The organism is Actinokineospora sp. NBRC 105648, assembly GCF_030269645.1.
In the GTDB taxonomy this organism is placed as follows: Bacteria; Actinomycetota; Actinomycetes; order Mycobacteriales; family Pseudonocardiaceae; genus Actinokineospora.
Genome location: NZ_BSTR01000088.1, coordinates 1 through 10,140 on the forward strand (window position 1 = coordinate 1; position 10,140 = coordinate 10,140).

General features: G+C 71.3%; 9 protein-coding genes. 5 read left to right on the forward strand and 4 right to left on the reverse strand.

The genetic code is table 11. The annotated features are described in order from the left end of the window. On the forward strand, positions 1-554 hold a 554-nt coding region (locus QSK30_RS36135; protein ID WP_285509921.1), incomplete at its 5' end, for a TOBE domain-containing protein. Positions 555-695: 141 nt separating this feature from the next. Here QSK30_RS36135 and QSK30_RS36140 read toward each other — a convergent pair. Further along, positions 696-2,255, reverse strand: coding sequence for a glycoside hydrolase family 13 protein (locus QSK30_RS36140; RefSeq protein ID WP_285509922.1), 1,560 nt, complete (start codon positions 2,253-2,255; stop codon positions 696-698). Between the two features lie 515 nt (positions 2,256-2,770). Between QSK30_RS36140 and QSK30_RS36145 the strand changes: the two genes are divergently transcribed. Together QSK30_RS36145 and QSK30_RS36150 are read left to right on the forward strand one after the other, a co-directional pair. After that, the gene (locus QSK30_RS36145; RefSeq protein WP_285509923.1) at positions 2,771-2,932 is read left to right on the forward strand and encodes a hypothetical protein; all 162 of its coding nucleotides are present in this window, start codon (positions 2,771-2,773) and stop codon (positions 2,930-2,932) included. Between the two features lie 169 nt (positions 2,933-3,101). Continuing rightward, the gene (locus QSK30_RS36150) at positions 3,102-5,204 is read left to right on the forward strand and encodes a fibronectin type III domain-containing protein (protein ID WP_285509924.1); all 2,103 of its coding nucleotides are present in this window, start codon (positions 3,102-3,104) and stop codon (positions 5,202-5,204) included. A gap of 7 nt (positions 5,205-5,211) precedes the next feature. Here the strand turns inward: QSK30_RS36150 and QSK30_RS36155 are convergent, their stop codons facing one another. Then, positions 5,212-5,655, reverse strand: coding sequence for an anthrone oxygenase family protein (locus QSK30_RS36155; protein WP_285509925.1), 444 nt, complete (start codon positions 5,653-5,655; stop codon positions 5,212-5,214). A 10-nt stretch (positions 5,656-5,665) separates the two neighbouring features. After that, entirely contained in the window at positions 5,666-6,829 is a 1,164-nt protein-coding gene (locus QSK30_RS36160) for an ROK family transcriptional regulator (RefSeq protein WP_285509926.1), read from the reverse strand. A gap of 77 nt (positions 6,830-6,906) precedes the next feature. Between QSK30_RS36160 and xylA the strand changes: the two genes are divergently transcribed. Together xylA and xylB are read left to right on the forward strand one after the other, a co-directional pair. Next, on the forward strand, positions 6,907-8,055 hold the full coding sequence (gene xylA / locus QSK30_RS36165; protein ID WP_285509927.1) for a xylose isomerase: 1,149 nt from the start codon (positions 6,907-6,909) through the stop codon (positions 8,053-8,055). Further along, on the forward strand, positions 8,052-9,425 hold the full coding sequence (gene xylB / locus QSK30_RS36170) for a xylulokinase (RefSeq protein WP_285509928.1): 1,374 nt from the start codon (positions 8,052-8,054) through the stop codon (positions 9,423-9,425). Before xylA ends, xylB begins: the two co-directional genes overlap by 4 nt. On the opposite strand, the gene QSK30_RS36175 is transcribed toward xylB, so the two are convergent. After that, positions 9,403-9,828 (reverse strand): SRPBCC domain-containing protein, encoded by a 426-nt coding sequence (locus QSK30_RS36175; protein WP_285509929.1) that lies wholly within the window; start codon positions 9,826-9,828, stop codon positions 9,403-9,405. The two genes, xylB and QSK30_RS36175, sit on opposite strands and share 23 nt — an antisense overlap. Positions 9,829-10,140 lie beyond the last annotated feature (312 nt).

Below are 10,140 nucleotides of genomic sequence, written 5' to 3' on the forward strand. Positions count from 1 at the left end.
CCGCTCTGCAGCGGCGGTTGGGGACGACCACCATTTATGTGACCCACGATCAGGTGGAGGCGATGACGATGGGTCATCGTGTCGCCGTGCTCAAGGATGGGTTGTTGCAGCAGTGCGACACGCCTCGGGCGTTGTATGACCGGCCGGCGAACGCGTTCGTGGCCGGGTTCATGGGGTCACCGTCGATGAACCTGCGGTCGGTGCCGCTCACGAGCGAGGGTGCCCGCCTCGGCGGCCTGGACGTCCCGCTGCCGCGCGAGACCCACGCCGCCGCCACTCGGCTGGAACTCGACCGGATCACCCTGGGCATCCGCCCCGAGTCGCTGGCGCTGGTGACCGGGGGCGGGTTCGAGGTCGTGGTGGAACTGGTGGAGGAACTGGGCGCGGACGCGCTGGTCCACGGCTCGATCCCGGACGACCCCGACACCACCCGCCTGGTCGTGCGCGTCGACGGCCGAACGCCGCCCGCGCTGGGGGAGAAGGTGTTCGCCGCGGTGCGCGACCCGGAGGAACTGCACGCCTTCCACCCGGAAACCGGTGAACGGATCGTCTGAGACCGCGCCGACCGGGCGAAACCGCCTGTGGCTCAGGAGATGGCGCTGCCGAAAACCATCCTGGCCTGCTTGTCCATCTGCTCGTGAAGGCGTGCGTGGAGCCTCACCACCGAGTGGTGAGGCTCCACGTCCACGTGCTCGCTAGTCCTGCCACCACACCGCGGTGTCCGTGGGCAGCAGGAGTTCGTCACCGTCCACAGTGTACGGACCGGAGGCGAGTACCACCCTTGCCGCCGGGACGCGCGCGGTGTCCTTCCCCAGGTTGACCGCGCACCCGAACCCGCCGCGCCGCACGGTGATCACCTCGCCACCGGAGTCGGCCCAGTCGAAGTCGTTCGCCGAGAACGTCCGCCGGAGCCGTAGCGCCGACCGGTAGAGCTCCAGCACCGACGCCGGGTCCCCGGCCTGCGCCTGCGCCGAGAGCCCCGCCCAGTGCGCCGGCTGCGGCAGCCACGGCGTCGACCCGTCCGGCCCGAAGCCGAGCGCGCTGCCTCCCGTGGTCCACGGCAGCGGCACACGGCACCCGTCGCGCCCTGGATCGGTGTGCCCGGAGCGTTCCCACACCGGGTCTTGGCGCAGCTCGTCGGGCAGGTCCAAGATCTCCTCCAGGCCCAGCTCCTCGCCCTGGTAGAGGTAGACCGAGCCCGGCAGCGCCAGCATCAGCAAGATGGCCGCCCGCGCGCGCCGCAGGCCGGTCTCGCCGCCCCCGTAGCGGGTCACGTGCCGCCGCACGTCGTGGTTCGACAGCACCCAGGTGGCGGGCGCGCCCACCGGGGCCATGGCGGCCAGCGACTCGGTGATCACCCGGCGCAGCGCGGCGGCGTCCCACTCGGCGGTCAGGTAGTGGAAGTTGAACGCCTGGTGCAGCTCGTCCGGCCGCACGTACCGGGCCGTCCGCTCGGGGGCGGCGGTCCACGCCTCGGCGACCGCGATGCGGGGTGGCTGGTAGGTGTCGAGCACCTTGCGCCACTCGCGGTAGACCTCGTGCACACCGTCCTGGTCGAAGTACGGCAGCGGCCTGCTCTCGAGCAGCCCGTGCTGACCCGCGGTCCCCGCGTCCGGCAGGCCGTCCTGCTTGACCATCCCGTGCGCGACGTCCACCCGGAAGCCGTCCACGCCCAGGTCCAGCCAGAACCGCAGCACGCTCTCGAACTCCGCGCGCACCTCGTGGTTGGACCAGTCGAGGTCGGGCTGGGTGGTGTCGAACAGGTGCAGGTACCAGTCGCCGTCGGGCAGCCGGGTCCAGGCGCGGCCGCCGAAGACCGACTCCCAGTCGTTGGGCGGGTCCTCGCCGCGCCCGGGGCGGAAGACGTAGCGGGCCCGTTCGGGCGAGCCCGGCTCGGCGGCCAGCGCGGCCTGGAACCACGCGTGCGCCGAGGAGGTGTGGTTGGGGACGATGTCGACGATCACCTTCAGACCCGCGGCCCGCGCGTCGGCCAGCAGCGCGCGGGCGTCGTCGAGGGTGCCGAAGAGCGGGTCGACGTCTCGGTAGTCGGCCACGTCGTAGCCGCCGTCAGCCATCGGCGACGGGTAGCACGGGGTGATCCACAGCGCGTCCACACCGAGGTCGACCAGGTACGGCAGCCGGGAGCGGATGCCCGCCAGGTCGCCGATCCCGTCGCCGTCGCCGTCGGCGAAACTGCGGACGTAAACCTCGTAGATGACCGCGTCGTGCCACCACCGCTGGTCGTCGTGCGTCATGGAGCCCCTTCCACACCGGCGTTCGCGAGACCCGCCGACGCTAGCAGCGCGGCTCGCCGGTGGTAGTTTCTCGCCGGTCCACCGCGGCCCCACGTGGCGTGGGTCTCCCCCCGACCCGGGGTTGTCCGGTGTGGTGTGGAACACGTCAAGGCCCGCAAATCTGGCATCGTCGGATCCGATGTTCCAATTCGAACCATTGACACTGGCAATAGCGCGAGTGCAATCTCCGATCGCGCAGACATCATATTGGGTCATAACTCTGCAAGTTGCAGTTTTGCGCTTGCGGAATAGCCCGGGTGATACCCCGTTTGGCGGCGTTATGCCGGTGAACTGGGCCAGTGTTGCCCTGGCCGGCAGAAGAAGTGCGAGCCAATTCACCCGATCGTGATCAACGCGTGGCGTTTGGGTGGCATTCTTGAGGGGTGACCGTCACTGGGTCACCAGCCGAGGGGGTGGGGGATATGCGTGAGAATGGCTACGGGGATACCGGGTGCGTACGGCCTGTCGTGGATCCGGTGATCGTCGACCGGGACGATGCCGCCGAGGCCCTGCTGCGCTTCTTCCTGACCAACGCCGACGCCAACGACCACGACGCGAACGACTACCTGGTCGAGGAATTCTGTCGCAGGCTCCGCGACTCCCGCGACCTGCCCGCGCCCATGGTCGAGTGCGACTGACCTGCGCGGACGGGTTAACAGTTAACGCGGGCTTAAGCGGTGCTAAATCCCAGGGTGGTCACTGTGGTCGGTGGCCCAGTTAAGTGTTAAGGCGCTCCGAGCCGCTTTCCGGTGTGGATTCCCGGCTTACCGTCTGGCTCCCTGCAGATTCGAGGACAAGGAGCCAGCCATGCGAATGCGCGGCAAACTAGCCGCCGCCGTGTGCGGCGCGGTGGTGGTGAGCACCGCGGTCACCGTGGTGGTCGGGGGTGTCTCCCAAGCGGGACAACAGGACCGGGCCGCCGAGGCGTTGGCGCGCGGCCTGGGTGTCTCCACTGAGGCCGCCGCTACCAGGCTGCGGCAACAGGACGACGCCCACCGGGTGCTCGACGCCCTCCCCGCCACGCTGCGCGACCGGGCGGCGGGCCGCTGGTTCGACGAGCGCACCGGCAAGCTCGCCCTCGCGGTCACCGACGAGGCCACCGCCGCGCAGGCCCGTGCGGCGGGTGCCGACCCGGTGCTGGTCACCCGCGGCCCCGCCGAGCTCGACCGCGCGCTGGGCCAGGTCCGTGCCCTGGTCGGCCGCGGCGTGCCCGGGCTGAACACCTTCGGTGTGGACCAGCGCGGCAACCAGGTGCTGGTCACGGTGAACCGGACCAGGAAGGACGCGAGCACCGAGCGCTTCCTCACCGCTGTGCGCGCGGTCGACGGAGTGCGCGTCGAGGAGTCGGACGTCTCGCCGCACCAGCAGGCGGGCGAGGTCCAGCCGGGCAGCCCGTGGTGGCCGGGGTCGGAGTCCAACTGCTCCATCGGCTTCGCCGCCACCGACTCGGCGGGCGCGAAGCAGATGCTCACCGCGGGTCACTGCACCAACGACGCCAACCAGCCCGCCTACGGCGCGAGCGGCCAGCAGAACCGGCTGGGCACCTCCAACGTCGGCGGCACCCGCTCGGTCAACGCCCGCGAGGGCGACATGGGCGTGGTCGCGGTGACCGAGTCCGGGTGGAACCTCTCCGCCGCGGTCAACACCTGGGGCGGCGCGCCGGTCACCGTGACCGGGTCGGCCGAGGCGATCGTCGGCGACAGCGTGTGCCACTCCGGGAACACGTCCAAGTGGAAGTGCGGCACCGTCACCTACGTCAACGAGACCATCGACTACGGCGGCGGCCTGGTGATCGAGGGGCTCACGCTGAGCACCGCGTGCTCGCTCGGCGGTGACTCCGGCGGCGCGTGGCTGCGTGGCGACCAAGCCGTCGGCCTGCACGACGGTGGACCGTCGCAGTGCGTCAGCAACCCGACCAAGGACCAGATGTCGATCTTCCAGCCGGTCCGCGAGGCACTGGCCAAGTGGAACCTCACCCTCTACACCGGTGGGGGCGGTGACACCCAGGCGCCGACGGTGCCCGCCGGGCTCAGTGCCACCGGCAGCACCGCGACGAGCGTCTCGCTGTCCTGGACGGCTTCGACCGACAACGTCGGCGTCACCGGCTACGACGTCTACCGGGGCAGCACCCTCGCCACCACGGTCACCGGCACGACCGCGACTGTCACGGGGTTGACCGCAGACACGGCGTACTCGTTCACCGTGCGCGCCAAGGACGCCGCGGGCAACACATCGGCGGCCAGTGCCGCGGTCTCGGCGCGGACCCAACCGTCCACCGGCGGCGACACCCAGGCGCCCAGCACCCCCGCCAACCCGCGCGCGACCGCGCAGACCGACACGACCGTCTCACTGACCTGGGGCGCGTCGACCGACAACGTGGGGGTCACCGGATACGAGGTGTACCAAGGGAACGCGCTCGCCACCACGGTGCCGGGCACGTCCGCGACGGTCACCGGGCTGACCCCCGACACGGCCTACTCGTTCACCGTCCGGGCCCTCGACGCCGCGGGCAACCGCTCGCAGCCGAGCGCGGCGGTGTCCGCGCGGACCACGCCGCCGGCGGGTGGCCGGACCTTCACCAACGGCACCGACTTCCCGATCCGCGACTACCAGACCGCCGTCAGCCCGATCCGGTCGACCGCGACGGGCAACGCCGCCCGCCCGGTCACCGTGGTGCTGACCGCGACGCACACCTGCCTGCAGGACCTGCAGGTCGTCGTCGTGTCCCCGAGCGGCTGGCGCTACACCCTGCAGAACAGCGGTGGTGCCACCTGCACCGCGTTCCCGGGGACGAGGACGTTCACGCTCAGCCCGTTCACCGAGACCGCCGCGGGTACCTGGACGCTGCGGGTCTCGGACAACGGGGCCGGTGACACCGGGGTGCTCGACGCCTGGTCCATCACCGTCTGATCGTGGGTCAGGAGACCACGAACGCCACGGCCGCTCCTGTCGAGGTGACCGTTCGCACGTGGTTCCACGCCGTCCACCGCCGCAGGTAGCCGAGCCAGTACTCGGCTGCCGCGGCGGTGTCCGGCGTCAGGGCGTCCAACTCGTTGTTCCACGGCACGTTGCGGGTCCCGGTGACCACGATCGCGCCGAGGACGTAGAGCGCCGCGCCGACGACCTGCGGCACCGCGCCCACGATCGCGGCGATGACGCCGACGACGGCGGTTCCCAGGAAGAGCACCAGGAACAGCGGGGTGACGATCACCCGGTTGACCGTCTGCATGGCCGCGATGCCCTGGGCGGGCGGCAAAGCGGCGAAGGCGCGCATCATGAAGACCGAGAAGGCGAAGAAGATGCCCGCCACCATGCCGCTGCCCACTGCGGCGACGGTGCTGAGCACGTCGAGGGTGTCCACGCTGGACACGCTAGCGCGCGGCGGTGTCCAGGACGCGGTCTATGTACGGATCGGGATCGGCGAGGATGGCCCTGGTCACCGCCGTCGCCGCCCCGCGCACGGCGGCTCGGGAACCCAGCTCGGACGCACGGACCTCGATCGCCGACCACGGCGCACCCACGACGCGCAGTTCCAGCTCCGCGCGCAGCGGTGGGGCGAGCCACTGGTGCAGGCGCGCGTAACCGCCGCCGAGCACGATCGTCGGGATGTCCAGCACGTTAACCACTCCGGCGAGCGCCACCCCCAGCACCGTGCCCGCCGCGTTCACCGCCGATAGAGCTTGACCATCCTTTTCGGACAGCTTCCGGATCAGCCCGTCAAGCGCCACAACGGGTTCACCGCCAGTAAGCGTTTCCAGGCCAGCCACCCGTTCCAGGCAACCGCGCGCGCCGCACGGGCAGGGTGGGCCCGTCGGGTCGACGCACAGGTGGCCGATCTCGCCGCTGAAGCCGCGCACGCCGCCGAACACCGCGCCGCCGGAGACGATCCCCGCGCCGATCCCGATCTCCCCGGAGACGAGCACGAAGTCGCGGCCGCCCGCGCCGTGCCACAGCTCGGCCAGTGCGGCGTGGTTGGCCTCGTTGTCCACCGCCGCCCCCGGGAACGCGGCCCGCAGGTCGACCCGCGACCACCCCAGGTTCGGCGCGGCCAGCAGCACGCCGGTCTCCCGTTCGACCAGGCCGGGCACCGCGATGCCGAGCCCGCCCACCGGCACCCCCATCGCCCCGGCGTCGGCCACCGCCCGGCGCACCGCCCGCTTCGCCTTGGTCAGCACCCGCGACGGCGGCTGGTCGCGGTTGTCGCCCGGGCTGAGCCGGAAGGCGTGCTCGCGGCCGGTCGGGTCGGTGAGGCAGGTCGCCAGGTAGTCCACCCCGATCTCCAGGCCGACGCCGTGCGGCCCGGTCGGCGCGAGGGCGAGCCCGGTGCCGCGCCTGCCCCGACCGGGGCGGGACTCCGGTCCGGTCTCGGTCACCAGCCCGGCCGCGACCAGGCGGTCGACCAGGCTCGACACGGTCGCCTTGGCCAGCCCGGTGGCCGCGGCCACGCCCGCCCGGGAGCCGCCGCCCGCGGCGACGGCGTCGAGGACGACGGTGGTGTTGTGCCTGCGGAGGTCGCGCTGGCCGGTGGGTCGCACGGCGGCGACTCTACGGGTTGACGGGTCGGGGAGCGCGTTTTAAGTTCAACCTCTGAACTAATTAGCTGGAGGCCGCCGTGAAGCCAACCCCCGAGGACAGGTTCAGCTTCGGACTGTGGACCGTCGGCTGGCGCGCGGCCGACCCGTTCGGCGACCCGACCCGGCCCGCGCTCGACCCCGCCGAGTCGGTGCGCGCGCTGGCCGACCTGGGCGCCTGGGGCGTGAGCTTCCACGACGACGACGTGGTCCCCTTCGGTGCCGACGACCAAGTCCGGGACCGCGAGCTCGACCGGCTGCGCGCCGCGCTGGCCGAGACCGGTCTGCGGGTGCCGATGGTGACCACGAACCTGTTCTCGCACCCGGTGTTCAAGGACGGCGGGTTCACCAGCAACGACCGCGCCGTGCGCCGGTTCGCGCTGAGCAAGGTGCTGCGCAACGTCGACCTAGCCGCCTCGCTGGGTGCGGCGACCTACGTGCTCTGGGGCGGGCGCGAGGGCTCGGAGACCGACGCCGCCAAGGACGTGGGGGCCGCGCTCGACCGTTACCGGGAGGCCATCGACACCATCGCGGGGTACGTGCTGGAGCAGGGCTACGACCTGCGGCTGGCGCTCGAACCCAAGCCCAACGAACCGCGTGGGGATATCCTGCTGCCCACGATCGGCCACGCCCTGGCGTTCATCGCCGAGTTGGAGCACGGCGCGATCGTGGGGGTGAACCCCGAGGTCGGGCACGAGCAGATGGCCGGGCTGAACTTCGTGCACGGCGTCGCGCAGGCGCTGTGGGCGGGCAAGCTGTTCCACATCGACCTCAACGGCCAGCGCGGTCCGCGCTACGACCAGGACATGGTCTTCGGGCACGGTGACCTGCTCTCGGCGTTCTTCCTGGTCGACCTGCTGGAGAGCGCGGGCTACGACGGGCCCCGGCACTTCGACTACAAGCCCTCGCGCACCGAGGACGTCGCCGGAGTGTGGGTGAGCGCGCGGGCGAACATAGACATGTACCTGTTGCTGCGCCGGCGAGCCGCGGCGTTCCGGGCCGACCCGGTGGTGCGCGCGGCACTCGCCGAGTCCGGAGTGGACGACCTGCGGACGCCCACCCTGGCGCCAGGGGAGACCCTGGCGGACCTGCGGGCCGAGTCGTTCGACGTCGACCGGGCGGCGGGGCGCGGGTACGGGTTCGTGCGGCTGGCGCAGTTGGCGGCCGAGCACCTCCTGGGTGCGCGGTGACACTGGTCGCGGGGGTCGACTCGTCCACGCAGTCGTGCAAGGTGGTCGTGTGCGACGCCTCGTCGGGCGTGGTGGTGCGGTCCGCGAGTGCCCCGCACCCGCCGGGGACCGAGGTGGATCCGGCGCTCTGGTGGACCGCCTTCCAGTCCGCTGTGGACGCTGCCGGTGAGCTCGCTGATGTGGCCGCGTTGTCCATCGGCGCCCAGCAACACGGGATGGTGTGCCTCGACGAGGACGGCGCGGTCGTGCGGGAAGCGTTGCTGTGGAACGACACCAGGTCTGCCTCCGCCGCGGAGGATCTAGTCGCCGAGTTGGGCGGACCCGCGGCGTGGGCGGCGGCCGTGGGCACGGTGCCGCCCGCGTCGTTCACGGTGACCAAGCTGCGGTGGCTGGCTGAGCACGAGCCCGCCTCGGCCGCGCGGACCGCCTCGGTGGCGCTGCCGCACGACTGGCTGACCTGGCGGTTGGGCGGGGCCTTCGTGACCGACCGCAGTGACGCGAGCGGCACGGGTTACTTCTCGCCGTCCGGGGGATACCGGCTGGACCTGCTCTCCCGTGCGCTCGGGCACGGCGCCGAGGTGCCGGTGGTCGCTGAACCCCTTGCCGCGGTGGGGGAGTCGTCGGGTGTCGTGCTTGGTCCTGGGTGCGGGGACAACGCGGCGGTGGCACTCGGGGTGGGTGCCGGCCCGGGGGACGTGGTGGTGTCGATCGGGACTTCCGGGACCGTGTTCGCGGTCAGTGAGACGGCGACCGCGGACGCCTCGGGGGTGGTGGCGGGGTTCGCCGACGCGACCGGGCGGTACCTGCCGTTGGTGTGCACCCTCAACGCGGCACAGGTTCTGACCGCCACGTGCTCGTTGCTCGGGGTGAGCTTGGCGGACCTGGACTCATTGGCGCTGTCGGCGCCCGCTGGTGCGGGTGGCGTCGTGTTCGTGCCCTACTTGCAGGGAGAGCGTACGCCGAATCGTCCACATGCGACTGGGCGGGTGTACGGGTTGACGTTGTCGACGATGTCGCCCGCGCATCTGGCGCGGGCCGCCGTTGAAGGAGTCCTGTGTGGACTTGCTGATGGGCTCGATGCCCTGGTGGATCAAGGTGTTCTGGTATCGCGGGTGATCCTGGTGGGTGGCGGTGCGCGGTCTGCGGCGGTTCGGGCTGTCGCGCCGCAGGTGTTCGGGCGACCGGTGCTGGTGCCCGCTGTTGCCGAGTACGGGGCGGTGGGGGCCGCGCGGCAGGCGGCCGGGGTGGTGGCGGGGGCGTTGCCCGATTGGCCTTCGGTCGCGGCTGAGGTTGTGGAGGCGGACCCGTTGCCCGCGGTGCGGGCTCGGTATGCGGAGGTGCGCGACCTCAGCTCTCCGCTCGGGCCTTGAGGCCCGCGGCGAAGCGGTCGAAGGAGGGCTGGAGGTCGGGCATGGACTTCCAGATCAGCGGGAGCAGCGGGCCGGTGTACTCCTCGCGCAGGTGGAACGTCGTTCCGGTGCCGGTCTGGGTCTGGGTTTCGGTGAGGGTGTAGCGGCGGACGCCGCGGAAGAGGCCGAGGGGCATGCCGCCGGTGAAGGTGAAGCCCTGGTTGGGCTGGATGTCGCCGGCCGTGACCGGGAAGGCCCTGGGGGTGACCTCGGTGGTGATCTTGAGCTTGCCGTTCTCGGTGATGGTGCCCTCGACCTTGGTGACGCCGGAGTCCCAGGTGGGCCAGGTGGGGGCGTCTATCAGGATGGCCCAGACCTGGGCGGGGGTGGCGTTGATGGTGGCGGTGGACTCGTAGTGCTTCATGGGGCTCCTCGCTCTGGGGGTGTGAGCGGGAAGGTACTCGGTGGTGGGCTGGTTGGCCTGGTGGCTGCTGCTTTCGTGAGGGGGCTCGGTCTGGGCTCGCCTTGGTGTTGCCGTTTTCGTTGGCCGGGTCGCGAGGGTGGGTTCGGTCTGGTGGGTTTTGCTGCTTTTCGTTGCCCGGCTTACAAGCGTGGGCTCGATCTAGTGAACTCGCTTCGTGTGGGGCCCCTAGAGCACCGCGGTGGTGAAAAAAGGGCGGGTGAAGGGCATTCCCCACCACCGGCAAGTTTAGCGGTGCTCTCCCCCCACACGAAG

Bases quoted from the DNA above. Each gene is read 5' to 3' on its own strand.
- QSK30_RS36140 (WP_285509922.1), bottom strand. From the start codon at position 2,255: ATGACGCACGACGACCAGCGGTGGTGGCACGACGCGGTCATCTACGAG.
- QSK30_RS36150 (WP_285509924.1), top strand. From the start codon at position 3,102: ATGCGAATGCGCGGCAAACTAGCCGCCGCCGTGTGCGGCGCGGTGGTG.
- QSK30_RS36175 (WP_285509929.1), bottom strand. From the start codon at position 9,828: ATGAAGCACTACGAGTCCACCGCCACCATCAACGCCACCCCCGCCCAG.